Here is a 26708-nt window from a genome sequence, read left to right as displayed (position 1 = left end):
GCGGTGGCGCCCGGGGCATTCCCCAGGCGCCACCGCGCCGCCGCGATCCCCAGTATCAAGGAATCGATGCGGGCATTGGCTCCGGGTCGTGCATGCGTGTGCGGCACGCTTCGGTGGTCAGGAGAAAAGAGCGTCCAGCGTGGTGTAGCCGTAGCCCTGATCGTTGATTGCCTTGATGAGGTGGGGCAGTGCGGTGGCGTCGACAGTCGAGGGGTCGGTGGCGCTGGTGCTCCCCACGTGCATCAGGACGATGGCCCCTGGGGTGAGGGCTTCCATCACGCGGTCGATGACGGTGTCGGTGGTGGCTCCACCAGAGGTGCCCTTCCAGCCACAGGTGTCAACTGTCCAGCGGACGCACACGTATCCCTCAGCGTTGACGTCGGCGATGCACTCTCGGTTGACGTCGCCGAAGGGGAAGCGGAAGAACGGCACGGGCGGCCGCCCGACCGCTTTGTTGATGGCACCGGCTGCTGACCAGACCTCCCGTGCCCGCTGGTCGCGGGTGAGCTTCGTGAACATCGGATGGGTCATGGAATGGTTGCCGCCCGGGTGCTGATGGCCGATGCGTCGGGCGGCATCCGAATGGGTTGAGGCGAAGCGACCGGTCATGAAGAAGGTCGCGGGGAGCGCGTGTTCGCCCAGGGCGGTCAGGACCTTGTCGACGCCGTCCGGGGTACTGCCGCAGTCGAAAGTCAGGGCTACTTTCCTCTCGGTGAGCGGCAGTTTTGTCACGTCCTGGCCCGCCAAGTGGCCCGGTACATGTGAACGGTCCGCCGCCTTGGCGCTGGTGGCGCCGAGGGTGCCCGGCGCTGCCAGCGCGCCGAGGGCGATCGCCAGCCGCAGTACGTCTCGTCTGACGGGCCGCCCGTGGGTCGGACCGGGCCCCGATAGTGCCTTGTTCGCGTCTTGCTTGGTCACGTGCCACTTTTCTGTGGGTAGTTGGGCGACATCTGGATGGTCGATGTTCAACTAGGGCCTGAGGACTGCATCGTTGAGATGGTTTCGACGTTCTTCCCTTGGTTGTGCACTGTGCTCATGGCCTGACCGAACACACCGCTCGAACCTTGCGGCGTGTCACCCGCCCGGGACCCGGAAGAGGACCGGGGCTCGTCCGGTGATCTCGGTGACGAACTGTTGCGTTCGCTCGATCTCGCCACGGATGCGCGGCGTGGACAGGTGGCCGAGGTTCGGGTGGTTGCAGGTGTGATTGCCCAGTACGTGCCCTTCGTCGGCGACACGCCGCACGGTGTCTGGGTACTTGGCCGCGTTGGCACCCAGCACGAAGAAGGTCACTGGAACGTGGTAACGCGCCAGAACGGCGAGTACCCCTGGCGTGTACAGCGGATTGGGGACGTTACCGAAGGTGAGGGCGAGCGTCTTCGGCCCACCGGCCACATGATGCTCGGGCGCGGGCAGCGTACCGTCCCCGGCTCCTGCCGCAGACATGGCCTGGGTCGTACCCCCATTGAGCTGGGGCTTCAACAGACCCGCGCCGCAGGCAGCCAGGAGTGTACGGCGGGACAGGACCCTTCGGTCGCTGATCGTCACCAGGCCAGCATGGCGCACCGTCACAGTCGTTCTCACCCACGTAACCCGTTCGAGGGCCCACCTCTGTCCGCCGTGGCCACCGTTAGCGTGCGGGCGTGACTCCTTCCCCACGAGCAGCTCACAGGATCCTGGGCAGCGTGGTGGCCGTCGTCGCCTCAGCGATGACGGTGCTCGGCACGGCACCGACAGCCATCGCCGGACGCGACCATGCGGGCACTCGGACGGTGCACACAGCTATCGAACGCCCCCTTCGCACCGACCGGTTGCGGGCCTTGTACGGATCCGAGAACCGTACGATGCCCACGCGACAGCGCGTGGTGGCGCTAACGTTCAACGCCGCCTGGGACGTTGAGGGCCTCGACACCGTGCTGCGCGTGCTGCGCCGGTACCACGTCCCGGCCACTTTCTTCCTCACCGGTGACTTCGCCGACCGTCACCCGGCCGCCGCACGCGCGATCGCGAAGGCCGGATACGGAATCGGCAACCACTCCTACAGCCACCCGCACTTCCAAGCACTGCGACCCGCCCAAGGCGCGGCCGAGGTCCTGCGAGCCGACCACGCCATCCGTACCGCCACCGGCACCGCACCGCTGCCGTTCTTCCGCTTCCCCTACGGCGAAACCAACCCCCAGCAGATCACGGAAGTCAACGCCCTTGGCTTCGCCGACATCGAATGGACCACCGATACCAACGGCTACCTCGCCCCGAAAGGCAGGATGACCGTACGGAAAGTCATCCAGCGCGCCATGGACGCGCTGCGCCCGGGCGAGATCATCGGATGCACGTGGGCTCCGACGGCCAGAACACGGTCCTCGGCGCTGACGCCCTGCCACAGCTGATCGACACCCTCCGCGCCCACGGCTACGAAATCGCCGACCTGCGCAGCCTCCTCAACACGTAGTGCACGGCGCCTTGCCGTCCATTGCTGAAGTGCTGGACAGCGGCGCCGAAGGCGGGAGCGTCCCGGGGGTCCGCCGTCAACTCCATTAGGGCTGAGTCCAGTTGGCCGGTGTGACGCCGCAGGTGGCCAGGCTGAGCCGGGGCGCACCCGTGTGTATGTGCCTCTGACCTCAAGAACGTCCACATGCTGGGGCAGGGAGACATCGCGGGAACGGCGAGTGCGTGCCTAGCACCCACCCCTTCCGTCAAGCTGGGTGACTCGCGGTTCACGATGCCGTTGGCGCTGGTTCGCCGTCGTAGCGGAGCTCGGCCGGGCCGGAAACCCACTTGTTACGGTGACGCGTTGAGTGAATCTTTGGGGGTGGGCGGGGGGCCGGGCGGTGCCACCTGCTCCGGACCCGACAAGGAGATCCCACACCCATGACGTACCCGTCCGGGCAGCCTCAGCAGGATGGTCACGGATACGGAACCCCGCAGCAGCCACCGGCGGATACAGGCGCCGCTCCGGGGCCGTACGCGCCGCCTCCGGCACAGGGACCAGTTGGGCAGCCCAACCCGTATGCGACACCAGGTGTCTCGGCCACCCCGCAGGGCCCTGGCCCGTACGGCGGTCAGCCCCCGTACCCGGCGCAGCCGCCGTACGGCCCTCAGGGCGGCCCCCAGTACGGGTCTCCGTCCGCGCCTTCGTACGGGCCGCCCCAGTTCGGATCGCCCCAGTTCGGATCGCCCCCGTTCGGATCGCTCTACCCGCAGCCTCCCGAAGGCGGTAGTGCCGGGAAGCGGCGACTCGCCGTCATCGCTGGTTCCGCCGTCGCGGCAGTGGTGCTCGTCGCCGGTGGGGTGTACCTCGCGACGAGCGGTGGTGGCGGCCCCAAGCCCGTGGCCGACAAGAGCCCGTCGGCGCAGGCGACGCAATCGTCGTCGGTTCAGCCGAGCGTGAGCGCCACCGACGGCACGGGCGAGAGCCCGACCGACGACCCCACCGACGGCTACGCGACCCCGCCACCCGCGACGGGGTTCGAGGGGCAGTGGCAGGACGCGAGCGGCAAAACCCTCACCATCGGCAGCAAGTACACCTCGGGGCAGGCCAAGGGCGACTACTCAGTCAACTTCCTCAATCCCGGAGACAGTAACGGCATCCTCCTCGGCATCGGTATGGACCGCAGCGACGGCTCCTTCCGCATAGCCCTCAAGCCCATGGGCAGCGACAAGGAGAGCGACTACCAGGCCGCGACCTTGACCCGCTCCGGTGACAGCGTGGTCGTCAACTGGGACAACGGTGGGCAGAACACGCTGAAATGGGCGGGGCACGAGTAGCTGTTGCCCAGCTTCCACTGGTGGTTCAGAGGGACGAATCCGTAGGCAGGGTCACCAGCGCACGAACCTCTGCTGGCCCCGCGGCATGTTCCCAGCGCGTTCCCATCGGGCACGAAAAGGCCCTCCGCGATCTTCACGGAGGGCCTTCCTCGTACCCGTGCAGGCCCTGACCTGCGGCCTCTCTGAGCCCCCTGGGAGGGTCGGACAGCATCGACACGGCAGAGAAGGCTGCGTGAGCTGGTGGTTTCAGCAACGGTTGAAGTACCACGGCGGCGCCGTCAGGGCGACGAACCCCCGCTGAAGCCCAACTCCACGAGGTGATCACGGCTTTACAAGTTCGATCACCGCGGTCGGCGCCTGGCCAGGATGAACGAATGGGCGGTGCGGCTGACGCCAGACGCACCCACATTGGCCGCCGGCCAACTCCCTCCGTGAGTCTGGGAGCCAGCCGCCCCGCTTTGGGCCGCAGAGCCCATCGAGACGCTGTGCTCGCCGCCGCGCGGCCGCCCGTCGACGTCGTCTGGGACATCCGGGCGGCTTCGCGTAGCTCCGCTTCACGGCGGTGGGAGGCATGACGACGTCCTCCGCCCCCGAGCTGGTGCAGGTGCCCATCCGGGTGCTGCTGCACGGGGACCAGGAGGTCGTCGCACACCTGTCATCCCCGCGCCAGCTGCGCGACGGCTGGCTGTACGAGGTCGGTCTCCCGGCGTGGCGGAACGGCCCGAACAGGAGGAACCGCTGATCGGGGGCCTTCTCGCGGCGTGTTACTTCTTCTTGCCCTGAGTCTTGAGCGCCGGTACTGCGAGCTGGGCGGTCGTGGGTCGGCAGCGCTCTGGTCTGCGGGGGAGCTGTCGACGGTCGTCGGCGTTGAGCCACGGTGCACGGCCCGGGGACGGCCCAGAGCGGGGGCCTCCGGACAGGGTGCTGCGGCTGGTGACGGCTCGGTTTCGATTACGGCGACTCGTCCGCTTCCCTCCGTGCCGCCCCATACGCTGCCGCACGACGGCAGGCCGACGTGACCGGCATAGGGGGCGCCTCATGGAACAGCTGCAACGACTGGTTGTCCGTTACGGCGAATGCAGGCAGAAGCCGGTGCGCTTACGCCCGAAGACCTGGCGCCCCTGGCTGGAGCCGCACGGCGCTGCGCGCGTCCTGAGCCTTGGCACCGAATGCTCCATCGGGCCACGAGGCGACCGCCTCATCACTCGGGACGACCTGGCCACACTACGGGTGCGCGCCGACGGCAATCCTGACGGCCTACGGGATCTGTTCGTCGCCGTCATGATCTGGGGCTCGGGCACCAGCAACGGGCACGGCCCGCGCTACACCTGCCGTGCCCTGTCCGACAGCCGCATGACTCAAGTCCTCGAAACGACGCGGAAGTCCGTTCAAGCCGGAGAACTGAGCAGCGCGTACAGCCAGTTCACACTCAACGGGGTAGGGCGATCCTTCTTCACCAAGTGGTTCGCCGCGGTCGACCCACGCGACTCCGAGTGCGAGCGGGCCCTGATCCTCGATGCCCGGGTCTTCCGGTCCCTGATTGCCCTGGGCTGGTACAGCCGGAAGGCAGCCGGCACGCGTCGTTGGCCCACCCGGTACGCCACGTACGTAAGCACCATGCACGGCTGGGCCAGGCGCCTGGGAGTCTCGGCGGACCGGCTCGAATGGCTCCTCTTCTACCTGAACGGTCGAGTTGACGCAGCGTCGGAACCATGTAGCAGCCGTGCAGCGAGTGCAGCTCACCCGGCGCAAGAGGACAAAGAGTCCATCCGGCCCCGCGAGGAGCGACAGCATGACAGATGAGGTCGAGCCCACCTTGGCGGCCCCGCTCGCGGGAGAGCCGGAGACGACGATCGCCCGCAACCACCGCGTCCCCCGCTTCCGATTCGCCGTCGTCATTGCGATAGGCGCCATATGCCTGGGCATCGGATACGGCGCTGGCTACCTCACGCCGCGCGGCATCGGTCACGCCGCACCGGCAGCCGCTGCGCCGCCTACCACTGCAGCGCAACCGTCCGATCCATCGTCCGGAACCGACTTCTCGGCTTCTACGGCGCCCAGTCCCCCTGTCCCGGCCCCGGCGGACACATCCGCATACAAGACTCTTACTGATGTGGACTTCGCCCAACTCACGCGCGATGCGAATCCCCACGTTGGCGAGCAGCACGTCATCTACGGCCAGGTCATGCAGTACGACTCCAGCACCGGAAACGGCGGGTTCCGCGCCAATACTTCCGCGACCTACCACGACACTGGTTGCGACGGCTGCACTTATGTATCGGACTATCAGGCCAACACGGTGATGGTCGGCGACCCGTCTGTCATCGGCAGCCTGCTCCAGAACGACACCTTCACCGCGTACGTCACGGTGTTGGGTACCTACACCTACAGCACAACCATGGGTGGCGAGTTGACCGTTCCAAAGTTCCGAGTGGACAAGATCACCGATGTTCAGCACCACAGAAGCTGAAACCGCTCGCTTCCCAAGTCTGTTGGTACAGGTGAGGGCGGTCTCCGCGCGGCGCGAAGCGCCAAACGGCGGTGTCACAGCGCGGGTACGGCGGTGCGCCGAAAAGCGATGGCGCCACGGCGCGGGTGCCGACCGGGCGCGGCACTGCCGGTAACGGCCCGAAGGGTCGATGCACCCCCACCGGGGGTCCTTGACCGGGCCGGTGGGGTGGGGATCCGCACCCGTTCAACGATGTCCACCGCGGGCTGCTGACCCTGCGGTCGTACGGTCCTGGACGAGGCCGAACGGCAGCGAATGAGACGAAGACCGAAACGGAACGCGCGTAGCACGTCACTGGGTGGCTTGTCCGGTGCCCCCGCTCGTGGATCGGGCGGCATCTCGGCTCTTACCTCCGGCCGCTTCGTAGGTGGCCCCGAAGATCCCCATGACGGCCATGAAGAGGGCCACAATCAGCCACCAGGTCGAGGAGTCCTTGTGTGCCCCGTTCCACAGTCCCAGGCCGATGCCGCCCACCGCCAAGAGAATGCCTAAGACGATCGATGCAGGTTCGCGATGGAGCGTGTCCTCAAAGGCGCAGGCCTCGGCGTACTTCTGGGCACTTGCATCGAGCCGTTCGCTCATCAGTTGATTGGCGATCAGGTCGTCGGGGATCTTGCCCAGGGTTTCGATCTCCGCTGTTAGGCGCGCCATGATTTTGTCGGATCGTCGCCGCCATCGCATGGTGAAGACGCCGGTGATCACAGCCACGATCGCAGGAGAGAAGGCTGTAACTACTTCGGTGATCGTTTTGAGAGCCACCTGACCCCCCAGCTTTCCATATGAGGAAGGTCACATTAGCCGGTCCGAGATGCAGGTAGGGCGGCGGAGCGGCTTTGGCCGGTGGCCTGCCCGGACTGGGGTCGAGCATGGTCAGGGGGCCTTACGCTGGCCAGCCAATCGGGCAGCCTTGGCCTGCCCACGTTTGTGCCCTATTGCCCCCCTGGCCTTGCTCGACGCGGGTTCCGGTCCGGGGAGGTGGGTAAAGCCGCAGAGCCGACCGCCCCAGCCACGACGTACGCCTCTCTAACGGCAAGCGGCTGCTGCCGTTCGCCGCGCGCGGGACAGACGGCCGCCGGGACGGAGCGGGGCGAAGACAGGAGCGTCGGCCCGGGGGAACGGCCAGGTCCGCGTCATCCAGCGCACCACAGACATCCCCGTCCGTCACGTGAAGGCGACCCCGCAAGATCTCCGATGTCGTCTAGGCCCACCGTCAAGCATGAACTGGGACCAGAACGTCAAACATCACCTGGGACTAGACAAGCACTGGGGCGCTACCGTGGCGACCTGACATCCTGGATGCCTCGCGGCGAGAGGGACTGGACAGATGCAGTGGGAGATCCACGGTGAGCGGCAGATCTACAGCAACCCTTGGGTCAACCTCTGGTTGGTCGATGTCCAGCAGCCTGATGGGCGGCGTTGGGAGCACCATGTCGTGCGGATGCGGCACTTGGCCGTTGCGGCCGTGGTGGATGACGAGAAGCGGGTGTTGATGATGTGGCGGCATCGGTTCGTCACGGACACCTGGGCCTGGGAGTTGCCCATGGGACTCATCGAGGAGGGCGAGACTCCGGAGCAGGCGGCGGTCCGCGAGGTCGAGGAGGAGACCGGCTGGCGGGTGAAGGGCGTCAAGCCGCTGGTCTATGGGCAGCCCGCCAACGGCATTACGGACTCCGAGCACTTCGTCTTCCGTGCCGATGCGGGCGTGTACGTGGGGCCGCCGACCGAGGTCAACGAGTCGGACCGGATCGAGTGGATCCCGCTGGCAGATATCCGCGGGATGATCGATCGGCGGGAGATCGTCAGCAGCGGGTCGCTCATCGGGCTGCTGTACCTGCTGCTGGACGAGGCGACGGCACGTTAGGAGAAGGCCTCACGCATCCGTGCCTCGAAGGCAATTACCGGAGTCTCGCGGGCATACGGCTGCAGCCGCGCGTGGAACTCGCGGACGTGGCCCGCCACTCGGGGTGAGTCGACACTGGTTGCCAGGTCCAGGGCAACGCCAGCGGTGCCGCATGCCTGGTCGAGCGATCCCTGCTGGAACTGCGTTGTTGCGAGCCAGAAGGCGTGGAAGGCGCGACCGCGCTGCTGGGTACCCTTCTCTCGACGTAGACCTTCTGCGATCAGAGGCTCGGCTCGGCGGGCCTCGCCGAGCTGGGCGAGGGCGATGCCGGTGTCGACCACGAGCTTGGTCTCGTCGAAGTAGCGCACCCAAGTGGGCGGCTGCCCCTGGCTCGTGGACCTCTCGAAGTGACTGTGGGCCGTGGCGACGGCTCTGTGACACGCGACCGCATCGCGCAGTGAGGCGTGTGCAAATGCCTCTCGCATGTGGAGCATCGACATCACCAGTGCTGCAGGGGCGGTGTCGCGAGCAGCGTCCTGGGCGGCACAGGCAAGGGAGACGGCTTCGCTGGCGTCGCCCTCATACGTAGTCTGCAGGCTCATGCAGGACAGGACGTTGGCGGTGAACTGTCGGTCCCCGGTCTCCTGGGCCAGGTGCAGGGCCTGGGTGAAGTAGGACCGTGCGGTGCTGTACTGACGGGCGTCAAAATAGGACCAGCCTGCAAGTCGCGCCAACTCGGCGGCCAGGGACTGGAGGCCGCGTTTGAGTTCACCTTCAGCAGTCGTGTCGACGAGCCGGAGAACATGACGTAGCTGGCCGACGACGGCTGGGCGCAGTGGCGCGCCACCGTGCTGGTCGTCCCGTCGCCAGTAGTCCTCAATGGCGGACTGAATCGCGACGAGGGTGGAACGGGTGACGCGGTCCTCGTCGACAAAGGACAGGATGTCGTCGAGGCGTGCTGAACGATCTTCGTGGGTCGTGGGGGCGTGCTCCGCACGATCAGCGGCAGGGGGCTCGGGTTCGGCAACCACAGCTCGGGGCGGGATCTCCCAGGGGCGGTGAGCGAGACCGAGCATGGCGCCAGGGATGCGGAGTCCGTCGGCGACCCGTTCGATGACGTCGATGTGGGCCAGCCTGCGCTGTCCGTTCATGATTTCGCCGACCCGGCTGGGCGTCATCCCGCACAGAGCGGCGATCCGGGAGGGGTAGATGCCTGACCGCCGCCGCACCAGGTGGAAGATCGCCGAGAAGTCACGGGTTCGGCAGGCCCGCACCATCTCCGGATCTCCTAGGAGAGCGATGGGCAACTCGTGAGGTGCCTCGGAGCCGGCCGTCATCGGATCCCCTTCCGCGAGGGTTCCTGACACTGCGTTCTCTACTCTCAACGCTCCGCAAGGTTACCCAGGTTGGGTAATCACGTGGACCTTCTTCACAGCCCTTCCCCCGAGCGAGGCTCATCTCGCTCGCGAAACGCCCAGCGGCGTGCACGCGGGAGAGACGACTGGAGACCTTCGAGTAGCCACCGGCTTCTCAATGGGGGATGCGGTGCGGACGATGATGACGGAACTTCATGTGCACAGCGAAGGGTTGCTCGCATGCGCCGAGCGGTCCTTCACCAGGGACCTGACAGCAGTAGCCGATGCCCGGACCTTCGTGTCTGCTCTCCTCACGCGGTGGGGCATAACAAAGGGGTTCGACGACATCCGCCTGTGCGTCAGCGAGTTGGCTACCAACGCCCTTGTCCACGGCGTGTCCTCGACCCACGGCTTCACACTCCGCGTCGTCGCTTCTTTGCAGTGGCTGCGCGTGGAGGTGGAGGACAACGCGCCAGGACGGCCTGTGCGCCGGGCCTCCCGATGCGAGGGCACCTCCGGACGGGGGCTCTTGCTCGTCAGTGCGATGGCCGATGCCTGGGGCGTTGATGAGCAGGCAGACGGCAAGGTCGTATGGGCGGAGTTCAAACTCCACACCTCCGTCACGGAACATGCGGTGGGGGCCGCATGCTGACCCGGCCGAGTGACACCTACGTATCGCTTGCGCTGCTGGCCTCATTGAGTGTGTTCACCTGGGCGATTCTCGATCCGGCCGCGGAACCCGTCGGAATGGTCTTGGTGGCACACGCGCCCGTACGCAGTGCGGAGGAGACCGGCCGTAGCGTCGAGCGACGCATGCGTGACTTCGCCTCGGCGCTCGGCATGAGAGAAGACGGCGTCCAGGCGCCTTGCCTCAGGCCGCGCCTCACGATCGACTCCCTGCGGCGGGTCGTGCTCCGGGCCGACGGCATGCGTTACGGCCTCCAACTCCCAACGAGCCCAGGGTGGAAGCGTCTGGTGGGGCAGCGTGCGCGCGCCACCGTGATCGTCGGCCTCGACCCACTCCAGCGCGCTTCCGAGATGCCCGACATCGAGCGTTATCTCGATCGTGCGGTCGCGGAGCGCCGCCTGTACTTCGGTGCGGCTCAAGTCATCCGTAGCAATGTGATCTCCGAGGACCTGGGAGACCCCCGTGTATGAGCTCATCGCCAGCCCCTTCCTCAACACGTACATCGTGGTCCGGCCAGGAAGCCCTTCCGGGCTGAAGATTCCGTATCTGAGGTACCTGGAGCTCAAGCAAGCCGCCGAGACGGACAAGGACTGCCCGACATGGCTTGTCGAGCCCAGCCGCCGCGCCTGGAACCTGGATCTGAATCGCAGGCCCGCATCCTGCACCATCCTCGTCCGCGCACCTTCCCAGTACGGCTACGGCCGCGCCTCGTACGAGATCAACAAGGGCTGCAACTTCGCGTGCGAGCATTGTTACTTGGGCCTCAAGGAGTTCCAGGGCCTGGCTTGGGACGACAAGGTCCGGCTGCTGCACATCCTGCGGGATGCGGGAGTGCTCTGGCTGCAGCTCACCGGCGGCGAGCCAATGATCGACAAACACTTCCCCGACGCGTACGCCCTTGCCTTCGAGCTGGGCATGGTGGTCGAAATCCTCACCAACGGATCACGCCTTGCGCACCCGAAGGTGCTCGACCTGCTCCTGCGTCAACGCCCCGGCAAGGTCACGGTCTCCGTCTACGGCGCCACAGCGGACAGCTTCGACTCCCTGACCCAGCGCAAAGGCGCTTTCAGGCTGGTGACACGGGGCATGGATGCCGCCCGCGAGGCGGGCATCCCGCTGGAACTGGCGTTGATCGTCACCAAGCACAACGCCCACGAGATCGGCCAGATGCGAGCCCTGGCCGAACGCTACGGCGCCCGGAGCAAGGAGTACACCAACATCTCTCCCACCTACTTCGGCACGGGAGAAACCCTCGCCGCACAGGCACCGGGCTACCTCAACAAAAACGAGATCTTCAAAGGCTGCCCGGCGGGCCACACCTTCTTCCACGTCGATCCACTCGGCATAGCCTCGATCTGCAAAGTCGGCCGCGACCAGCAGATCCCACTCATGGCCGAAGGAGTCGCAGGGCTGAGCCGCCTCGGTGGCATCGCCGACTCCCTCATGCTTCGCACCGGTGGCTGCTCCGGCTGCCAGCTCTCCGGCACCTGCCGGGTGTGCAGGCCGCTGGCCAAGGTCTACCAGGAGGCGAAGGCACCACTCGAAAGGTATTGCCAGCACTCAGAGACAAGGAGCTGACCGATGACAGCAGTCATGGTCGAGATCGCGCCCCTCCGGCCTGCCGAAGCCGACGAGGAGATCGTCCTTCTCGACGACCTGGAGGTATTCGGCGAGTCGGCAATGCCCGGCTGCGGCGACGACAACCCGTACAACTGACCCTCGATGACGGGGTCTTCCGGCAGCGGCCATGTCGGAGGGCCCCGTCGCCCGTCCCCTATCTGGGAGCCTGCCATCATGGCAACCACACCCGTTCTCTTCGACGACCTGCCGAAAGCCGTCCGCGAGGCCGTCGAAGCGCAGACAGGGCCGATCCTCAAAGTGGAAGCGATCAGCGCCGGGCTCAACAGCGCACTCTCGGCACGAGTCCATACAGCGACCCGCAGCGTGTTCCTCAAGGGGTTGCCGAGCGACCATCGATGGGTCTGGACCCAGCAACGGGAAGCCAGCATCAACCCGTACGTCGTGCCTCTCGCCCCTCACCTGCTCTGGCAGGTCGAGACCGGCGGCTGGAACGTGCTGGGATTCGAGGCCATCGATGGCCATCACGCCGACTATCGGCCCGACTCCCCCGACCTGGCCATGGTCGCTCAAGCCCTGCGTCAACTCGGCGAGATTCCATGCCCGGACGTGCCGCTGCGACGGGCCGAGCAGCGTCTGTCCGCCTACGTCGACGAACCCGCCATCCTGAAGTTCTTCGCGGGCGACGCCCTGCTCCACACCGATCTGAACAACCACAACGTGCTCATCACAGACCGGGGCCATCTCGTCGACTGGGGCTGGGCAACTCGCGGTGCCTCCTGGCTTGATCCCGGATACTGGGTCATCTGGCTCATCGCCGCAGGCGGCCACAGTCCCGAAGAGGCTGAGACTGTTGCATCGCAGATCCCTTCGTGGGGCAGCGCGCCGCAGGAAGGGGTGAACGCCTTCGCCGAGGCCAACGTCCGCATCTGGGACGAGATCGCCGGTGCCGATCCCGACCCGTGGACCAACCGCATGGTCAAGGCCGCTCATCGGTGGCGTGACTACCGATTGCTCTGAGGACGTCGCCTGGAGCGAATACGTACCTGGCATCCCGATCTTGCATCCAGCGACATTTCGACCACGCAGTGTAGTTGCCAACAAGGCTACCGTTCTCGCTACGGATCGGGGGTCCTACCGGGTTACCCCCTAGAGAGGTAGCCCCCTTCTGCGGCCTTGTCGCTGGTCACGGCCGCCTTGGCCCTTCCCATGTGCCCCGCAACTCGATAGCCGCAAGGCAAGCGCACAGCCAGGGTGGCGGCAAGCGATCGCCGGGTGCACCTCCGGGGCTGGGTAGCTCCAAGGCAGCTCAGCACTCCCCCTCTCAAAGGCCGCTATCAGGGCCGACTTTGGACGCGGTGAACCGAACTTTCGTCACGGCTCATGGAACGACCGACCCTCACCAGTCGTGCGGCTGACTGCCGTCCGCGAGCGGTCAGGACTCGGTCTCGAAAGTGAGGTCCAGTCACCGACCAAGTCGGTTTGGGTACCGACCTCAATCCCCGGCGTGCCGCCCCTGTGAGCGATCTGGGTGCCGACCGCTGGCTGTACGTCCCAGCCCCGAGCGAGACCGTGGTCGGCATACGCACCGCCTGTGCACGAGGCCCGCTACTGAAGGCCGCCTAAAGCAGCAGGTCGTGAGCGCAGTGCTGTTCTATAAGGCCGAGCTACACGCGCCGCGAAACGTCCCGAGTAAGAACAAGATCTTGGTCGCACCGTGTCCAAAAGCGGCTCTGAAACCGGCCTTTTGGGGTGCCCTGTTGTCGACCAACGATCCGCGAGGATTCACGCCCGGACCTCGCGGAGTTGAAGGCCGCGCCATGCACCCTGCCGCCCACCACGCCCAGCACCAACCTCGCTGCGACGAGGACGAGAACGCCGCTCCCCCGCCGCAGGACAAAGCCGAAGACGAGACGGTGGACCCTGCGAACACCGCCCCTGACCAGGCCCTTTGGCGATACCATCAGAAGAGCACGCACGGTCGTGACCGGACCTACTCCGGTCACGTGATGTATATCGGCGGTGCCGAAGGCCAGCGCCTACAGGGCGAACTGGCGACCGCGATACGCGACCTGCTCGCCTGGGCCGTCGTAGCAGCCCGGAATACCGCCGAGGAATCTGCTGACCGTCGCGACGACAGCGAGGCTGCATGACACCTCCCAACAACCCGTCGAGCAACGGAAACGAAAAGGCGCAGGATCCGCCCGCTCCCACCTTGGCTGGGCGACTTGCGCCAACGACGCCAACCGGGGCTGCACTCACAGGCCCATCGGGCTTGTCCGACCTGGCGGTGTCGCCGTTCGGCATGCCCACGGCCCTGCTGCGCGGTGAGGTACGCGTCGCCTGGGTCGGGCGCACCTCGACCGAGGACCAGCAGGATCCGCGTCAGTCGCTGATGCGCCAGTTGGAGCGCAGCAAGTCCGCGCTCCCCCAAGCCTGGGCGATCGTCTGTCACTTCTACGACGTCGAGTCCGGGCGCATGGAACTGGACGCCCGCGGCCGCAAGGTCGGCTACGAGCGGTTCGACATCCCCATCGCCCGCGACGGCGGCATCACCGACCTGCTGGCCGAGGCCGCACACTCCAACCGCCGCTTCGACGTCGTCATTTGCGAGAGCACCTCCCGCGTGGCACGGCGGATGTTCGAGAACCTCTCGGTGGAACGCGAGCTGGAACGAGCCGGTGTGCCGCTGTTCGCAGAACGAGCCGATCAAGCTCGACGGCGGGCGCGCCCAACAAATCCTCCAACGCAGGATCAACCAATCGGTGGCCGAGTACGAGGTATTCAACGCCTTGGAGCTGTCTCGGGGCGGCCTGTGCACCCACGTGCGCGAGGGTTGGAACATCGGCAAGCCCCCGTACGGCTACACCTCAAAGCGCTACCGCCATCCCAACCCGATGAAGGCCGAACGCGGCGCCACCAAGACTCGCCTGGAGCCCGACGGCCTTCACGCGCAGACGGTGACGCAGATCGCGCAGTGGCGGTACCACGAGAACCTCGGCTACTCCACGATCGCCGATCGCCTCAACGCCGACCCTGACCGGTACCCGCCGCCCGTGCCGCCTGGCGAAAGGCGAGCCCGCGGGGCGTGGGGCAAGTCGGCCGTGTGCGAGATACTGCGCAACCCGAAGTACACCGGTTACCAGGTCTTCAACCGCCGTGCCTCCCGATCACGCCGCGGTGCGTACAACGACCCCGCCCTGTGGGTCTGGTCCCCCGAACTCGTGCACGAGCCGCTGATCCCCCAGTGGATGTTCGACGAGCTCAACGCCCGCCGACAGGCCAAGCGAGGCTCCCGGGACGGCAACGAGCCCAACACCCACCCCGCCACCCGCCGCACCTACCTACTGCGCGGCATGGTGCACTGCCCCTGCGGACGCCGGTTGTACGGACAGCAGCGCCATCACGCCACGTACTACGTCTGCTGGCCGCGCGGCAACAACCGTGGGCGCCCAGAGACGTACCCCGGGCATCCCAAGACCCTCTACATCGGGGAAGCCGCCCTCCTGGACGCCGTCAGCGCCTTCTACGGCGACCGGGTCTTCGGACCGCACCGCAGAGAACTCCTCACGGCCGAGATCGCCTCAGCGGACGATCGAGCGACCCGCGAACGCGAGGCTGAACGAGAGCGCCTCCAGCGCAGTCTCACGGATCTCGACCGGCGCCAGGCCAACGTCCTGCGCCAGGCCCAGGACTGCGAGCCGGGCGACCCGTTCGCCCAAGGGCTGCGCCGGACCTACAACGAGCTGGAGGAGCAGCGGAAAACCGCTCTGGCGAAGATCGCGGATCTCGACGAGGCCGACGCCGCAGAGCCCGCCCGCCCCACCGCCGACGCCGCAGAGCTGCTCGACGCGCTCCCCTACCTCGTGCTCAACCTCACCGACGCGCCCGAGCCACTCCAGCGCCGCCTCTACGAGATCACCCAGCTGACCGTCCGCCTCCACACGGACAGCGACCATGCGACGATCAGCATCAGGCTGCCCGCCGACCAGCTGCCAGCAATCACAGCGGCCGCCGCAGGAATCCACCAACAGACACACAGGCCCGTGACCAGCAAGGTCACGGGCCGAAGTGTCGATCCTGTGCGAGCCCCCTGTCGGGTTCGAACCGACGACCCCCGCTTTACAAGAGCGGTGCTCTGGCCAGCTGAGCTAAGGAGGCTTGGCCCTGGCGTTGGGTGGCTGGGGCCATGAGAAGGGTACCAAGGGGTGGGCGGGGGGCCACACAGATCGGGCGGGAAAACGTGGGTTGCGGCGCTGATGAGTGGGTGAGCGAGGGGTAGCGTCACGGGAGGTTCGCTGTGCGTGGACTAGGCCCCCGGTCAGCCGCGAGGCCCTCACCCCCGCCGTCGAAGGCGGCGGCCGCACCGTCACCGTCGGGGTGCGACTCGAACGCTTCGGCATCGCCAACGGGGAGGCGGCCTCCCTGGTCCAGGACGAACCCACGGGCGCCGCCGTCACCGGCAACGTGGTCGAGGAACTCGGCGCCGACGGATACGTCTACGGCACCGCCGAGATCGGCGGAACGGCAACCGGCATCCTCGTCCGCGTTGGCGGCCGCCAAGTCCCCATGAAAGGCAAGTGCTCCACGTCGTACCCCGCGCGGGCGAGACACACGTCTTCTCCACCTCCACCGGCGAACGGCTCTCCACCTCCACCGGCGAACGGCTCAGTGACTGACAGCGGCGGGCCCGTACGGCCGATCGGCCGTGCGGGCTCAGGTCGGCGATCACCGGGGCGGTGATCGGTACTGTCGACAAATAGCCATGCACGGCGGGTTCCTTCGGGATAGCACATGCCGGTGAACAACCCCCGATCCGGGGACTTGCGTCACTCGTAGGGGTGACTAAATGTCGCCAAATCATCACCCCTCGCTACCATCACCGTCGTGAACCAGGCAGCTCGCCGTATCGGCAAGACTCTCGCTCTCGTGCTCCCGGTCGTCCTCGTACTGTCCGGGACCCTCGCTGTCACCCGCGTGCCCTGGGCCGCCTCGCCCTCCGAGGCGCAGGTGCTCACGGCCTCCTCCCACCGCGGCACCACGGAGTCCAGTACGGCCCCGCAGAACGTGCTGCGCCGCCGCCTGCTCGCCGAGCTGCAGGAGCGGAACCCCGGCGTCGCGCTGACCGACCTCCAGACGGAGATGGCCCGGCAGCCGTCGCTCGCCCGCTACTGCGCCGGGATCGCCCGTGCCCTCGGGCAGGCCGCAGTCGCCAAGTACGCCCGGCTGTACGGCGGTTCGACGGCCAACCGGCGGGCCCAGGCGTGGTCCCGGCCGGTGTGCGACACCTCCTTCGCCTCCGGTGTCGCCTCGTTCCGCTGACCGACTCCGGGGTCGCCAGGCAGGCTCGTCGTCAACCGGCGTTAACGCCAAGCCTGCCCAGCGTTATGCCGAACCCGTATCGTGCGCAGCATGACGACAGGTGCCATCTCCAACGCCCCGGTCACCCAGGCGGTCATCCTGGCCGGGGGCCAGGGCTCGCGACTGCGGCCGTACACCGACGACCGGCCCAAGCCGATGGTCGAGATTCCCGGGACCGGGACCCCGATCATCGGCCATCAGCTCGACTGGCTCGCCGCCGAGGGCGTCACCGACGTGGTCGTCTCCTGCGGGCACCTCGCCGAAGTGCTGCAGAAGTGGCTGGACTCGGCCGACCTGCCGCTGAAGGTGACCACGGTCGTGGAGCGGGAACCGCTGGGCCGCGGCGGTGGGCTGAAGTACGCGGCCGCCGCCCTGCCGCGCCCCGACGAGCCGTGGTACGCCACCAACGGCGACATCTGGACGCGCTTCTCACTGCGCGCGATGGCCGACTTCCACACCGAGCGGGCGGCCACCGCGACGCTCGCGCTGGCCCGGCCGAACATCCCCTGGGGCGCCGTCGAGACCGACGAGTTCGGACATGTCCTGGACTTCATCGAGGCTCCGCCGTCCCCGTATCTGATCAACGCGGGGCTGTACGTGTTCGCCCCCGAGTTCGCGGAACTGCTGCCGGAGCGTGGCGACCACGAGCGGACCACCTTCCCGCAACTCGCCCGTGACCGGCGGCTGGCCGGGTTCCCGCTGCCGCAGGGCGCCTACTGGCGGGCCATCGACACCGTCAAGGACCTCACCGAGGCGGCGAAGGAGCTTGATCAGGCGGGCGAGACGGCCACCTGACGCATTAAGTCTCCAACGTCTTCAACGTCTCCAACGTCTTCAACAGCGATTCAAACCAGGTTTCAACCAGCAAAAACGAGGCCGCGCACCCAACCCGGGTGCGCGGCCCACGTGTTCGCGTTCAGGCGGTGCCGTTCTCAGGCGATGCCGTTGTTCGACGGCGCCCGGCGGTGCTCGCCCGGCATGCCCAGCAGCCAGCCGGTCGGCGGCTTGCTGCCCAGCAGACCGCCCAGTGAGCCGCCGGAGGACGAACCGCCGCTGGACGGGGGCGGGTTGGCGGGCTCGGAGCGCGGCGCCGGAGCCGAGTCGTGCGGGGCCTGCACCGTCTGGTCCTGGGTGGGCATACGGTGCCGTCCCGTCGTACCGCCCGGCAGCGACGTACCGGCCGTGGCGCCCGATGTCGCGGACGCTCCGGGGGTGCCCGCGGTGGCCGCGGACGAACTGGCGCCCGTCGTGGGCGACTTGGAGCGCACCGCTCCGGGCGGCAACGAGTGGCGCGGCGTCGGAACGCCGGTGTACGGCGCCTGCGGCAGCGGGGAGCCGGGCAGGTCGTTGGTCGGCAGGTCGCTGGGAACCGACGGGGGGACCAGGTGGGTGTGCGAGGCGCGCACCGCGCTGCCCAGCACCGCTCCCAGCACCAGCGTGCCGCCAGCGGCGAAGGTCGCCAGTACGATGCCGCGCCGCAGCACGTACCGCCGCAGGTCCCACAGCGGGGCGCGCGGGCCGAGCCGCCGCCAGGCCTCACCCGCGAGCTTGGCGTCCACCGAGTAGACGGGGGCGCCCGCTATGATCAGCGGGCTCCACGCGGCCAGGTAGATGATGTCCGGCGCGTCGTAGACCGGAACGGTCCGCCAGCTCACGGTCACCAGCAGCGCCACCGCCAGCAGCGCGCCGAAGCCCGCCGCCATCCGCTGCCACAGCCCCATGATCGTCAGCACCCCGACGGTCACCTGGAGGAAGGCCACCGTCAGCCCGGAGCCCACCGGGTGGGCGAGCGCCGCGGCGCGCAGTGGCTCGGCGACCGACCACGGTTGCAGCGAGTGCAGCCAGTGGACCATCGAGCCGCGCGCGCCGCCGTCGAAGTAGACCGGGTCGCAGAGCTTGCCCAGTCCGGCGTAGATGGAGATGAAGCCGAGGAAGATCCGCAGCGGCAGCAGGACCACGCCGAGGTTCATCCGGCGCCCTGGGTACCAGGCGTGCCGAACCGGTTCCGCGCGCCTGCGGCCCCGGCGGTCGGACCGGTCCGCGTACTCGTCCTGCTCGTCGTCGTACGCCTCCTCGTAGGAGGCGCCGTGCGGCGGGGTGTCGTACTCGTCGTGGTCGCGCGGCGGTCGTACGCCCGCGGCCTGGCCCGGCGCGGGGCCGCCCACGACCGGTGCCCGGGGCGCCACGACCGCGGGCCGCACCGGCGGCATCCCGTCGTCCAGGTCCTCGTCGCGCAGCCGCTCGCCGACCCGGGGCAGCAACTGGGTGCCGCCCGCGCCGCGTACCGCCTGGAGGAGCTGGGTGGCCGCCGGGTCGCCGTCGGTGTGCCCGGACCACACCACCGGCGCGGCACGGCGCCTGCGCGGCATACGGGCCTCGGCGGCGGAGCGTACGGACGTCGGGATGACCGGGATCGGGGTGGTGTCGTCGGCGGGGTCGTACTTCGGCGCGGGCGCGTTCGCGCCGAGTTTCACCCGGAAACTGGCGTGGTTGACGATGACCTGGGCCGGATCGCTCGGGACCCGCACCGTGTTGAGCACGTCCTCTTCGAACCCGGGCGACCGTCCCCCCGTGGATGAGCGGGGTGTTCTGGTATCCACACTCATCTAACCGAGTGACGCCCGGTTTGGACACTGCCTGACGACGGCCGCGGTGTCCGAGGCCCGTCAAAGTTCCAGTCAAATACCCGATCTTGGGCGGGCGTTGGCGACGGCGCTCAAGGCGGCCGTCGCATTAACCGACCGCGCCGCCGCCAAACCTGTGCCGTACCGGGCGACGCGGAAACGTGCCCGGCATCCCCAGGGCCGCTTAGGCCCGCGCCCGGCGGCGGGCCGCCTCGTACAGCACGACGCCCGCCGCGACACCGGCGTTCAGCGACTCGGCCGCGCCGCCCGGCATCGGGATCCGCACCCGCAGGTCGCAGGTCTCGCCGACCAGGCGGGACAGGCCCTTGCCCTCGCTGCCGACCACGATCACCACCGGGCCGTCCAGCGCCTCCAGCTCGGTCAGCTCGACATCGCCGTCGGCGGCCAGGCCGACCACCATCAGACCCGCCTTCTGGTAGGCCTCCAGCGTCCGGGTGAGATTGGTGGCCCGCGCCACCGGAACGCGCGCCGCGGTGCCCGCCGAGGTCTTCCACGCGCCCGCGGTCATGCCCGCCGCGCGGCGCTCCGGCACCACCACGCCGTGCCCGCCGAAGGCGGCCACCGAACGCACCACGGCACCCAGGTTGCGCGGGTCGGTCACGCCGTCGAGCGCGACGATCATCGGGGCCTCTGCCTGGTCGTCGGCGGCGGCCGTCAGGTCGTCGGGGTGCGCGTAGTCGTACGGCGGGATCTGCATCGCCAGACCCTGGTGGTTGATCCCGTTGGTCATCCGGTCCAGCTCCGGACGCGGCGCCTCCATCAGCGGGATGCCGCGTTCGGTGGCGAGCTTGAGGGCTTCGCGGACGCGTTCGTCGTTGTCGATGAACTGCTGGACGTAGAGCGCCGTCGCCGGGATGTCGGCGCGCAGCGCCTCGACCACCGGGTTGCGCCCGACGACCAGTTCGGACGCGGACTTGCCGCCCTTGCCGCCGGCCGCGCGCCGCTGGGCGGTGGCGGCCCGCTTGGCCTTGGCCTGCGCGGCGCGCTGCTTGGCGTGGCCCTTGCGCATCTCCGCGGGCGGGGTCGGGCCCTTGCCCTCCAGCCCACGGCGCCGCTGACCGCCGCTTCCGACCTGGGCGCCCTTCTTGGACGTGGTGCGGCGGTTACGTCGCTGGCTGTTCCCGGCCATGGGGCACCTTCACTTCTTCTTCGAGCCAAAACATGGGGGCGGGGTGGATCTCGGGGGCACTACGCCCCCGAGCCCCGCTGCGGAACCGTTCGGGTCCGCGGTGCGGTGGGTGCGGTGACCGCTCACCGCGAGCCGATCGACCACCGGGGGCCGGACGGGGTGTCCTCGATCTCCAGACCCGACTGCTGGAGCTGGTCCCGGATGGCGTCGGCCGTGCCGTAGTCCTTGCGGGCGCGGGCGCTCTCGCGCTGCTCCAGCACCAGCCGCACCAGCGAGTCGACGACCCCGTGCAGGTCGTCACCGCGCTCGGTGCTGGCCCACTGGGCGTCCAACGGGTCAAGACCCAGCACTCCGAGCATCGCACGGACCTCGGCGAGCCGCGCCACCGCGGACTCCTTGTCGTCGGCCGTGAGCGCGGAGTTCCCTTGGCGGACGGTGGTGTGCACGATCGCCAGCGCCTGCGGCACCCCGAGGTCGTCGTCCATCGCCTCGGCGAAGGCGGGCGGCACCTCGGCCGCGGGCTCCACGAGCCCGGCCTTTTCGACCACCCGCTGGACGAACCCCTCGATCCGCGCGAACGCCGACTCCGCCTCGCGCAGCGCGTCCTCGCTGTACTCGATCGTGGAGCGGTAGTGCGCGGAGCCCAGGTAGTAGCGCAGCACGATGGGCCGCCATCGGGTGACCATCTCGGAGACCAGCACCGAGTTGCCCAGCGACTTGCTCATCTTCTCGCCGCTCATGGTGACCCAGGCGTTGTGCACCCAGTAGCGCGCGAACTCGTCACCGCAGGCCACCGCCTGCGCGATCTCGTTCTCGTGGTGCGGGAAGATCAGGTCGATCCCGCCGCCGTGGATGTCGAACGCCGAGCCCAGGTACTTGTGCGCCATCGCCGAGCACTCCAGGTGCCAGCCGGGCCGTCCGGGGCCCCACGGCGTCTGCCAACTCGGCTCGCCCGGGCGGGCCGCCTTCCACATGGCGAAGTCCCGCGGATCGCGCTTGCCGGTCTCGCCCTCGCCCTCCGGCTGGCGCAGGTTCTCCAGCTCCTGGTTGGACAGGGACAGATAGCCGGGGAACGAGCGCACGTCGAAGTACACGTTGCCGTCGGCGGCGTAGGCATGGCCCCGCTCGATCAGCTCGCGCATCATCTCGATCATCTCGGGGACGTGACCGGTCGCCCGCGGCTCGTACGTCGGGGGCAGGCAGCCGAGCACGTCGTAACCGGAGTTGAAGGCGCGCTCGTTCTCGTAGCCGATCGCCCACCAGGGGCGGCCCTGCTCGGCCGACTTCGCCAGGATCTTGTCGTCGATGTCGGTGACGTTGCGGATGAACGTCACGTCATAGCCGCGGTACTGGAACCAGCGCCGCATGATGTCGAAGTTGAGCCCCGACCTGATGTGCCCGATGTGCGGGGCGGCCTGCACGGTGGCACCACACAGGTAGATCGAGACGCAGCCCGGCACGAGCGGGGTGAAGTCACGGACCTGGCGGGCGTTGGTGTCGTACAGGCGAATAGTCACGGCAACAAGGGTAGTGGGCGCGACGGGGTGCCCTGCGTCCATAGGACCACGCGGACACACAAATGTGATAGCGGGCGCGTAAACGCCCTCGTTTGAGGGCGGCGGTGGGCGTGACAGCGGGCGCGTAAGCGCCCACCTTTGAGGGCGGCGGGCGCGTTCGCGCCCTCCCTGTTCAGATGCTTCCCACGACCTTGCGCGGCGTGATGCGGACCACGACCCGCTGGGCGTCCTCCGCGGACGCCGGGTTGAACTCGGCGTACGGCTTGCCGGTGTACTTGCGGGACAGTTCCTCGATCAGTTCCGGCCCGCCCTCGGTGGTCAGCAGGGCTTCGCCGCGGATCTCGGCGTACGTGTACGGCTCATCGAACGGCTGCACGAGGACGGTCACCCGGGGGTCGCGCCGCATGTTCTTCTCCTTGCGGCGGCCGATGGTGGTGGAGATCAGCACGTCGTCACCGTCGCGCTTGCACCACACCGGGGAGACCTGCGGGCTGCCGTCCGGCTGGATGGTCGCGAGGATGACGAAGACCGGGCTGTCGAGGAGCTTTTTCAGGTCGTCGGAGAGTACGGCTGCCATGGCGGTCCCTTCTGGCGTGGTACGTCGGGCCGTTGTGTACCTACCCCGGCGTACCAGTACGAAGCGGCGCGGGCGCCGTTCCGCACCCGTACGGGCGCACCGCTGACCGGATGTCAGGCGCGCGCCACCACCAGGGCGGTGGCGATGGCGGCCAGGCCCTCGCCGCGGCCGGTCAGGCCCAGCCCGTCGGTCGTGGTGCCGCTGATGGAGACGGGGGCGCCGACCGCGGCGGACAGCGTGCGCTGCGCCTCGTCGCGGCGCTTGCCGATCTTCGGCCGGACGCCGATGACCTGGATGGCCACGTTGCCGATCTCGTAGCCCGCCGCGCGGACGATGCGCGCCGCCTCGGTCAGCAGCGTCACCCCGGAGGCGCCCGCCCACTGCGGACGGTCGGTGCCGAAGTGCGCGCCGAGGTCACCGACCCCGGCCGCCGAGAACAGCGCGTCGCAGGCGGCGTGGGCGGCCACGTCGGCGTCGGAGTGACCGGCCAGGCCGTAGGGCTCGCCGTCCCAGCGCAGTCCGCCGACCCACAGCTCACGACCCGCCTCGAAGGCGTGCACATCGGTGCCGACCCCGATGCGCGGGATCACGGGAGCGTCAGAAGACATCGCTGGCCCTCCGGCGGGCGAGCACCGCCTCGGCGAGTACCAGGTCCAGCGGCCTGGTGATCTTGAACGCTTCCTCGTGGCCCTGTACCACCACGACCTCGACACCGAGCCGCTCGACCATCCCGGCGTCGTCGGTGGCGCCCTCGCCGTCGGACGCGATCTTCTCGTGCGCCTCGGCGAGCACCTCGCGGCGGAACCCCTGCGGCGTCTGCACCGCGCGCAGCCGGGCCCGATCGGGCGTGCCGACCACCTGTTCAGGGCGGCCGCCCGGGTCGGGGACGACCTCCTTGACGGTGTCGGCCAGCGGGAGCGCGGGCACCACGGCGGGGGCTCCGGCGCGTACCGCGGCGGCGACCGCGTCCACCGTCTCGACCGGCACCAGCGGTCGGGCGGCGTCGTGCACCAGGACGACGTCGATGTCGTCGGGGAGGGCGGCAAGGCCGAGGCGTACCGAGTCCTGGCGGGTGTCGCCGCCCGCGACGACCTTTATCTCCTTGGACTCGGGCAGGCCGTGGGTGCCCAGCAGGCCGCGCACCTCGGCCACGCCGTCCGCCGGGGCGACCACCACGACCAGGGAGACCTCGCGGGCGCGGATGAGCGCCCGTACGGCGTGCACCAGGATCGGGATGCCGCCGAGGGTGCGCAGCGCCTTGGGCGCGCCGGGACCGAGCCGGACGCCTCGTCCGGCGGCGGGGATGACGGCCGCGACCGCTCGCGGCGCGGGCGGGGTCGCGGGCAGCGGGGTGGGAGTCAGGTTTGCGTCCTTGGCCGAGTTGGGTATCGCCTCAACGTGCCGGGCACGGTGTCACCGCGGACCCCTTCCGTGAAGCCGCAGTGGCACACCCCCGCTGGCGCGGGGTCAGGCTGCCCGGGCCCGGCACGTACGGCGCGCGGTCGGGCCGCGCGTCGCACGTACGCGCTCAGCATGCCAGATGTCGCCGTATGCCTTATGCCCGGAAGCCGGGCACGTCTTACGCCCGGATGCCGGGCCACGGTGGACTGACGAATTACGCCTGAATGCCGGGCAGCGGCGGCGGGCTGACAAACATGCCGCAGCGCCCGGCTACGCGACCGGGCACCGCGGCATATTCACATCAGGACGCGAGAACTTCGTCGAGGAGCGCTTCGGCCTTGTCCTCGTTGGTGTTCTCGGCCAGCGCGAGTTCGCTGACGAGGATCTGGCGGGCCTTGGCGAGCATCCTCTTCTCACCGGCCGACAGCCCGCGCTCCCGCTCACGACGCCACAGGTCACGCACGACTTCAGCGACCTTGATGACATCGCCGGAGGCGAGCTTCTCCAGATTTGCCTTATAGCGACGGGACCAGTTGGTGGGCTCCTCGGTGTACGGCGCGCGCAGCACCTCGAAGACCCGATCCAGCCCGTCCTGACCGACCACGTCGCGTACGCCGACGAACTCCGCATTGTCCGCGGGCACACGTACCGTCAAGTCGCCCTGGGCGACCTTGAGCACCAAGTAGGTCTTGTCCACGCCTTTGATCTGGCGAGTTTCGATGGCCTCGATCAGCGCGGCCCCGTGATGGGGATAGACCACGGTGTCGCCAACCTTGAACGTCATGTGACAGGTACCCCTTCCGTGGCTATCCAGGGTAACACGGGAACGGCCTCATCTGAATGGCGTTTTCGCAGGTCAGGGCATATCTCAGGGCTTGACAAGTGCGGCCGGATCGTGCTGGAGGGAACGGTTCTGGGCAGGTATCCGCAGGTCGGAGCGGCTGCGCGGGCGAGATGAAACACACACGTCACGCGCTCGGAAGTCCCGATCGAGGGGCGTTTCGTCCCGTTTTGCCACCCACTCATGAGTGCACTTCCGCTACTCCGTTCGGAGATCGGACACCGAACCTCGGACCGGTTCGGGCCGTTCCCGGCCCCCTTCACACCTCCCACACAACGCCCCCCGCACGAAATGGCGAATTAGCGCTCCCGGGGGTGATCCACATTTGGACAGATTCCGATAACCGGTCCAGTAGGACAATCGACGGAATCGATCTTCGGATTGATCTTCGGATTGATCTTCAAGTGCGGGACAAGCGCAGGAGATCCGCCCGGACAAGCGCCGCAATCACCCTCCGGAATCGCCGGAAGCATTCCCGCGCGAACCCCTCTTCCCGCCGAGCCCCCCGCGAGCCGCCCCACCGGCGGTGGACCGAACGCCGTACGGGTCCGCGGAGGGCGGGCCGTCGAACGTGGTGAGGGCCGCCGTCGAACGTGGTTACCGGCCCTGGTTCAACCGCCGCGTGGGTGAGCCGGAACCGCGAGGGGGTGGCCGGGTGCGGCCCCGCGAGGACGGCTCGGTAACCTAAGCGCGCTGGAAGATCCTTAGTGCGGCTTTACACGGCGCCACCGGGCACCGCGACGGCCGCCGAAGCTCGCCGCCGTACTCGTCCAAGTCGTCCAAGGAGATGCCGCCGCCGTGAGCCGCAGCCTTCGACGCGGCGCTGTCGCCGCCGTCCTCGCCCTGACCGTCGCCCCGTTCGCCGCCGCCTGCGGGGCCGGTAGCGACTCGCAGACCCTGCAGGTCCAGCCGAATTCCGCCGCCACGTCCGTGGGCAACCTCAAGGTCCAGAACGCGTTCATCATCACCGAGCCGAACGGCACGGGACCGGCCACGGTCACCGCTCGCATCTTCAACAACGGCAGCAGCCCGGAGCAGCTGACCGGGATCACCGTCGAGGGCGCCGCGCAGCAGGTGAAGCTCACCGGCGCGGACGGCAAGAGCGGTTCGATCACCATTCCGGCGAACGGCTCGGTCACGCTCGGCGGCAGCGGCAACCCGACCGCCATGCTGTCCAGCAGCCAGGGCATCGTGCTCGGCAACTTCCAGAGCACCGTGTTCAACTTCAGCAGCACCGGCCAGGTGACCCTCTCCCCGCAGGTCACCCCGGCCACGCACTACTTCCAGCCGTTCGGTCCGGGCGTCGAGGTGACCCCGTCGACCCCGGCCTCCGGCGCGCCCTCGGCCCACCCGTCCGGCTCGGCCTCGGCCCCGGCCTCGGCCAAACCGGGCACCTCGGGCAAGCCGGGCACGCCGGGTGAGTCCGTCAGCCCCAGCGCTTCTGAGACGCCGCTGCGCTGACCCGCGCACAGACGCACAAGGGGGCGCCCGGACCACTCCGG

Annotated in this window: 27 protein-coding genes, 1 tRNA gene and 2 pseudogenes; 17 read left to right on the top strand and 13 right to left on the bottom strand. The window is 68.5% G+C overall.

Annotated elements, in window-relative coordinates:
- Positions 1-117: 117 nt before the first annotated feature.
- On the bottom strand, positions 118-918 hold the full coding sequence (locus tag NON19_RS28120; protein WP_255931926.1) for a polysaccharide deacetylase family protein: 801 nt from the start codon (positions 916-918) through the stop codon (positions 118-120).
- 156 nt (positions 919-1074) lie between these two features.
- Entirely contained in the window at positions 1075-1446 is a 372-nt protein-coding gene (locus NON19_RS28115; RefSeq protein ID WP_255931925.1) for a polysaccharide deacetylase family protein, read from the bottom strand.
- 398 nt (positions 1447-1844) lie between these two features.
- Here NON19_RS28115 and NON19_RS28110 point away from each other — a divergent pair, with 398 nt between their 5' ends.
- From NON19_RS28110 to NON19_RS28090, 5 genes are all read left to right on the top strand, one after another.
- Positions 1845-2387, top strand: coding sequence for a polysaccharide deacetylase family protein (locus tag NON19_RS28110; protein WP_255931924.1), 543 nt, complete (start codon positions 1845-1847; stop codon positions 2385-2387).
- A gap of 880 nt (positions 2388-3267) precedes the next feature.
- Positions 3268-3765, top strand: coding sequence for a hypothetical protein (locus NON19_RS28105; RefSeq protein ID WP_255931923.1), 498 nt, complete (start codon positions 3268-3270; stop codon positions 3763-3765).
- A gap of 571 nt (positions 3766-4336) precedes the next feature.
- Positions 4337-4507, top strand: a complete 171-nt coding sequence (locus NON19_RS28100; protein ID WP_255931922.1) for a hypothetical protein — start codon at positions 4337-4339, stop codon at positions 4505-4507.
- Between the two features lie 296 nt (positions 4508-4803).
- A complete protein-coding gene (locus NON19_RS28095; RefSeq protein WP_255931921.1) occupies positions 4804-5568 on the top strand; it encodes an 8-oxoguanine DNA glycosylase OGG fold protein in 765 nt (254 codons plus the stop codon).
- Positions 5558-6235 (top strand): hypothetical protein, encoded by a 678-nt coding sequence (locus NON19_RS28090; RefSeq protein ID WP_255931920.1) that lies wholly within the window; start codon positions 5558-5560, stop codon positions 6233-6235. Before NON19_RS28095 ends, NON19_RS28090 begins: the two co-directional genes overlap by 11 nt.
- Before the next feature lie 330 nt (positions 6236-6565).
- Here NON19_RS28090 and NON19_RS28085 read toward each other — a convergent pair whose 3' ends face one another.
- Positions 6566-6982 carry a hypothetical protein gene (locus NON19_RS28085; RefSeq protein ID WP_255931919.1) on the bottom strand — a complete coding sequence of 139 codons (417 nt, stop codon included), beginning with the start codon at positions 6980-6982 and terminating at the stop codon, positions 6566-6568.
- A 616-nt stretch (positions 6983-7598) separates the two neighbouring features.
- Between NON19_RS28085 and NON19_RS28080 the strand changes: the two genes are divergently transcribed.
- Positions 7599-8135: an NUDIX hydrolase gene (locus NON19_RS28080; RefSeq protein WP_255931918.1), complete on the top strand. Its 537-nt coding sequence runs from the start codon at positions 7599-7601 to the stop codon at positions 8133-8135.
- Here NON19_RS28080 and NON19_RS28075 read toward each other — a convergent pair.
- The gene (locus NON19_RS28075) at positions 8132-9391 is read right to left on the bottom strand and encodes an NsdA family TPR-like regulatory protein (RefSeq protein ID WP_255931917.1); all 1260 of its coding nucleotides are present in this window, start codon (positions 9389-9391) and stop codon (positions 8132-8134) included. The genes NON19_RS28080 and NON19_RS28075 overlap by 4 nt on opposite strands.
- A gap of 277 nt (positions 9392-9668) precedes the next feature.
- Between NON19_RS28075 and NON19_RS28070 the strand changes: the two genes are divergently transcribed.
- The 7 genes and pseudogenes from NON19_RS28070 to NON19_RS33830 all read left to right on the top strand — a co-directional run.
- Positions 9669-10121 (top strand): ATP-binding protein, encoded by a 453-nt coding sequence (locus NON19_RS28070; protein WP_255931916.1) that lies wholly within the window; start codon positions 9669-9671, stop codon positions 10119-10121.
- Complete coding sequence (locus tag NON19_RS28065) at positions 10115-10627, top strand: hypothetical protein (protein WP_255931915.1); 513 nt, start codon at positions 10115-10117, stop codon at positions 10625-10627. Before NON19_RS28070 ends, NON19_RS28065 begins: the two co-directional genes overlap by 7 nt.
- Complete coding sequence (locus tag NON19_RS28060) at positions 10620-11735, top strand: radical SAM protein (protein ID WP_255931914.1); 1116 nt, start codon at positions 10620-10622, stop codon at positions 11733-11735. Before NON19_RS28065 ends, NON19_RS28060 begins: the two co-directional genes overlap by 8 nt.
- Before the next feature lie 3 nt (positions 11736-11738).
- The gene (locus NON19_RS28055; RefSeq protein WP_255931913.1) at positions 11739-11873 is read left to right on the top strand and encodes a hypothetical protein; all 135 of its coding nucleotides are present in this window, start codon (positions 11739-11741) and stop codon (positions 11871-11873) included.
- 78 nt (positions 11874-11951) lie between these two features.
- Positions 11952-12755 (top strand): aminoglycoside phosphotransferase, encoded by an 804-nt coding sequence (locus NON19_RS28050; RefSeq protein ID WP_255931912.1) that lies wholly within the window; start codon positions 11952-11954, stop codon positions 12753-12755.
- 617 nt (positions 12756-13372) lie between these two features.
- Positions 13373-13888, top strand: a complete 516-nt coding sequence (locus NON19_RS28045) for a hypothetical protein (protein WP_255931911.1) — start codon at positions 13373-13375, stop codon at positions 13886-13888.
- Between the two features lie 744 nt (positions 13889-14632).
- A pseudogene (locus NON19_RS33830) lies at positions 14633-15004 on the top strand (recombinase family protein); the annotation flags it as partial.
- Between the two features lie 315 nt (positions 15005-15319).
- On the opposite strand, the gene NON19_RS28040 reads toward NON19_RS33830, so the two are convergent.
- Both NON19_RS28040 and NON19_RS28035 read right to left on the bottom strand, forming a co-directional pair.
- A complete protein-coding gene (locus tag NON19_RS28040; RefSeq protein WP_255931910.1) occupies positions 15320-15694 on the bottom strand; it encodes a hypothetical protein in 375 nt (124 codons plus the stop codon).
- Positions 15695-15822: 128 nt separating this feature from the next.
- A tRNA-Thr gene (locus NON19_RS28035) sits at positions 15823-15896 on the bottom strand.
- A 156-nt stretch (positions 15897-16052) separates the two neighbouring features.
- On the opposite strand from NON19_RS28035, the pseudogene NON19_RS28030 reads away from it, so the two are divergent.
- The 3 genes and pseudogenes from NON19_RS28030 to NON19_RS28020 all read left to right on the top strand — a co-directional run.
- A pseudogene (locus NON19_RS28030) lies at positions 16053-16414 on the top strand (sugar ABC transporter ATP-binding protein); the annotation flags it as partial.
- Between the two features lie 208 nt (positions 16415-16622).
- Positions 16623-17057, top strand: a complete 435-nt coding sequence (locus tag NON19_RS28025) for a hypothetical protein (protein ID WP_255931909.1) — start codon at positions 16623-16625, stop codon at positions 17055-17057.
- Positions 17058-17147: 90 nt separating this feature from the next.
- On the top strand, positions 17148-17891 hold the full coding sequence (locus NON19_RS28020; RefSeq protein ID WP_255931908.1) for a nucleotidyltransferase family protein: 744 nt from the start codon (positions 17148-17150) through the stop codon (positions 17889-17891).
- 137 nt (positions 17892-18028) lie between these two features.
- Here the strand turns inward: NON19_RS28020 and NON19_RS28015 are convergent, their stop codons facing one another.
- The 7 genes from NON19_RS28015 to NON19_RS27985 all read right to left on the bottom strand — a co-directional run bounded on the left by NON19_RS28015 (position 18029) and on the right by NON19_RS27985 (position 25149).
- Entirely contained in the window at positions 18029-19702 is a 1674-nt protein-coding gene (locus tag NON19_RS28015) for a DoxX family protein (RefSeq protein ID WP_255931907.1), read from the bottom strand.
- Positions 19703-19904: 202 nt separating this feature from the next.
- Positions 19905-20870: a 23S rRNA (guanosine(2251)-2'-O)-methyltransferase RlmB gene (gene rlmB, locus NON19_RS28010; protein WP_255931906.1), complete on the bottom strand. Its 966-nt coding sequence runs from the start codon at positions 20868-20870 to the stop codon at positions 19905-19907.
- 122 nt (positions 20871-20992) lie between these two features.
- Positions 20993-22387 (bottom strand): cysteine--tRNA ligase, encoded by a 1395-nt coding sequence (gene cysS / locus NON19_RS28005; protein WP_255931905.1) that lies wholly within the window; start codon positions 22385-22387, stop codon positions 20993-20995.
- Positions 22388-22559: 172 nt separating this feature from the next.
- On the bottom strand, positions 22560-22964 hold the full coding sequence (locus tag NON19_RS28000; RefSeq protein WP_255931904.1) for a PPOX class F420-dependent oxidoreductase: 405 nt from the start codon (positions 22962-22964) through the stop codon (positions 22560-22562).
- A gap of 113 nt (positions 22965-23077) precedes the next feature.
- Positions 23078-23572, bottom strand: a complete 495-nt coding sequence (ispF, locus tag NON19_RS27995) for a 2-C-methyl-D-erythritol 2,4-cyclodiphosphate synthase (protein WP_255931903.1) — start codon at positions 23570-23572, stop codon at positions 23078-23080.
- Positions 23562-24326, bottom strand: a complete 765-nt coding sequence (ispD, locus tag NON19_RS27990) for a 2-C-methyl-D-erythritol 4-phosphate cytidylyltransferase (protein ID WP_255931929.1) — start codon at positions 24324-24326, stop codon at positions 23562-23564. The genes ispF and ispD overlap by 11 nt, the downstream gene beginning before the upstream one ends.
- Positions 24327-24666: 340 nt before the next feature.
- On the bottom strand, positions 24667-25149 hold the full coding sequence (locus NON19_RS27985; protein ID WP_222975880.1) for a CarD family transcriptional regulator: 483 nt from the start codon (positions 25147-25149) through the stop codon (positions 24667-24669).
- A gap of 855 nt (positions 25150-26004) precedes the next feature.
- Here NON19_RS27985 and NON19_RS27980 point away from each other — a divergent pair.
- A complete protein-coding gene (locus NON19_RS27980; RefSeq protein WP_255931902.1) occupies positions 26005-26667 on the top strand; it encodes a copper chaperone PCu(A)C domain-containing protein in 663 nt (220 codons plus the stop codon).
- Positions 26668-26708: the final 41 nt, after the last annotated feature.

Source organism: Streptantibioticus rubrisoli, from assembly GCF_024436055.1.
Lineage (GTDB): Bacteria > Actinomycetota > Actinomycetes > Streptomycetales > Streptomycetaceae > Streptantibioticus_A > Streptantibioticus_A rubrisoli.
Note: the sequence above shows the minus strand (reverse complement) of the source record. Positions and strands in the feature narration are given on the sequence as shown.

Bases quoted from the DNA above. Each gene is read 5' to 3' on its own strand.
- NON19_RS28115 (WP_255931925.1), bottom strand. From the start codon at position 1,446: ATGTCTGCGGCAGGAGCCGGGGACGGTACGCTGCCCGCGCCCGAGCAT.
- NON19_RS28110 (WP_255931924.1), top strand. From the start codon at position 1,845: ATGCCCACGCGACAGCGCGTGGTGGCGCTAACGTTCAACGCCGCCTGG.
- NON19_RS28100 (WP_255931922.1), top strand. From the start codon at position 4,337: ATGACGACGTCCTCCGCCCCCGAGCTGGTGCAGGTGCCCATCCGGGTG.
- NON19_RS28095 (WP_255931921.1), top strand. From the start codon at position 4,804: ATGGAACAGCTGCAACGACTGGTTGTCCGTTACGGCGAATGCAGGCAG.
- NON19_RS28090 (WP_255931920.1), top strand. From the start codon at position 5,558: ATGACAGATGAGGTCGAGCCCACCTTGGCGGCCCCGCTCGCGGGAGAG.
- NON19_RS28080 (WP_255931918.1), top strand. From the start codon at position 7,599: ATGCAGTGGGAGATCCACGGTGAGCGGCAGATCTACAGCAACCCTTGG.
- NON19_RS28075 (WP_255931917.1), bottom strand. From the start codon at position 9,391: ATGGTGCGGGCCTGCCGAACCCGTGACTTCTCGGCGATCTTCCACCTG.
- NON19_RS28070 (WP_255931916.1), top strand. From the start codon at position 9,669: ATGATGACGGAACTTCATGTGCACAGCGAAGGGTTGCTCGCATGCGCC.
- NON19_RS28065 (WP_255931915.1), top strand. From the start codon at position 10,115: ATGCTGACCCGGCCGAGTGACACCTACGTATCGCTTGCGCTGCTGGCC.
- NON19_RS28055 (WP_255931913.1), top strand. From the start codon at position 11,739: ATGACAGCAGTCATGGTCGAGATCGCGCCCCTCCGGCCTGCCGAAGCC.
- NON19_RS28050 (WP_255931912.1), top strand. From the start codon at position 11,952: ATGGCAACCACACCCGTTCTCTTCGACGACCTGCCGAAAGCCGTCCGC.
- NON19_RS28040 (WP_255931910.1), bottom strand. From the start codon at position 15,694: ATGGTCGCTGTCCGTGTGGAGGCGGACGGTCAGCTGGGTGATCTCGTA.
- NON19_RS28020 (WP_255931908.1), top strand. From the start codon at position 17,148: ATGACGACAGGTGCCATCTCCAACGCCCCGGTCACCCAGGCGGTCATC.
- NON19_RS28015 (WP_255931907.1), bottom strand. From the start codon at position 19,702: ATGAGTGTGGATACCAGAACACCCCGCTCATCCACGGGGGGACGGTCG.
- rlmB (WP_255931906.1), bottom strand. From the start codon at position 20,870: ATGGCCGGGAACAGCCAGCGACGTAACCGCCGCACCACGTCCAAGAAG.
- NON19_RS28000 (WP_255931904.1), bottom strand. From the start codon at position 22,964: ATGGCAGCCGTACTCTCCGACGACCTGAAAAAGCTCCTCGACAGCCCG.
- ispF (WP_255931903.1), bottom strand. From the start codon at position 23,572: ATGTCTTCTGACGCTCCCGTGATCCCGCGCATCGGGGTCGGCACCGAT.
- NON19_RS27985 (WP_222975880.1), bottom strand. From the start codon at position 25,149: ATGACGTTCAAGGTTGGCGACACCGTGGTCTATCCCCATCACGGGGCC.